Genomic DNA, 1,258 nt, shown 5'->3' with positions numbered 1-1,258 from the left:
CACGGCTTTTTCATTTAAGCTTTGAATTGGGCGTACCATTCCCATACCCATGCCAATGCGGCATGGGCGGAAATACCATTATTGGTAATCAATGCGTTACGAATATATCAAATCTGAATTTTTCTCATTTTTGAGCCAGAAAATGCAACACGTTAGTGAAGCTTACCGCCAGCTCCCTTATTATCTGCGCCGTTCCCTTTTGCTTATCTGATATTTTTTTCCTTCTGTTCTTCCAAACGGCAATCAGTGCCAACACCATCCTTTGAATTGTATCCAGGTTCCTAGCCGCTCGTTCAGCCTTACGCTTTATGCTGTCCTGGCGGAGGTTGCGGTCAAGATCCCAGTGCATGCTTTCAATAGCCCAATGCTGTTTGGTTATCTGACTAAGCCGCTCTGCACTGCTATCCAGGCTTGAAATATACAGTCGCTGTTCAGACGTACTTCTGCCATCAGACTTTTTCTCCGTAGATGTGAGTATTTCTATAACTGTCAAATTTCCATTCCATTTCTCCCTGTCGGCAATCAGTTCTTCCCCACGGAATATACGGCATACCCTTGACTCAATCCTGCCGTGTTCCAAGTATGGACCTTCCTTGTAGATATCAGTTGGGGTGGTGGCTTTTATAGAGTCTTCAAGCCCATAGCGCAAAGATCTTTGATTCGCCTTGAGTTCGATCACGAAGTCGCCTCCTTTACCTCTAATCTTGTCTATTATCCCCTTTTGGCATGACATGGCATCTGCTGTGACGACACATCCTGACACATCTAGTTTATCCAATAGTCGGGGCACGGATTTGATTTCATTACTTTTCTCTTTGCAAACATCAGTAGCCAAAGTAAAGCTGGAACGGAGTGAATATGCAGAGACGATATTAGGGTTGCGTCCGTTGTCGTACAAGGTACCTCGCATGGCCTTGCCATCAATACAAATGATGTCAGTTGCCGAAGCGGATATTTCCTTGCGGAAAACCTCTGCAAAAGCAGACATTCGATCAGCCATCTTTTCATCGTCGATGCTTTGAAACACACGGCAGAGCGTAGCTTCTGAGGGTAACCCATACGGAAATAACCCTTTCGACTGCAGGCGTTTCAAGTGACGTTTGCCAAATTGAAGTATTTCAGCTCTGGTAATACACTTGCTGAGTCTGCCCAATATTACGAGCATGAGTATATCTTCAAGTTTGTGTTTGAAGTTTCCTCTGCTTGTTCTGCGGTATTCAGGGACTGAGGATACAAATTTTCTCAAATGAGTCATGAT

The 1,258-nt window shown here is 44.5% G+C and carries 1 protein-coding gene; it reads right to left on the bottom strand.

Annotation, left to right across the window (positions count from 1 at the left end):
• Nucleotides 1-124 precede the first annotated feature (124 nt).
• The coding region (locus tag DWX84_RS11285) for an ISAs1 family transposase (protein ID WP_233573936.1) at nucleotides 125-1,258 on the bottom strand (1,134 nt) is incomplete at its 5' end.

Source organism: Parabacteroides sp. AF21-43 (genome assembly GCF_003635435.1).
GTDB lineage: Bacteria > Bacteroidota > Bacteroidia > Bacteroidales > Tannerellaceae > Parabacteroides > Parabacteroides distasonis.
This window is presented reverse-complemented; position numbering and strand designations above follow the sequence as displayed.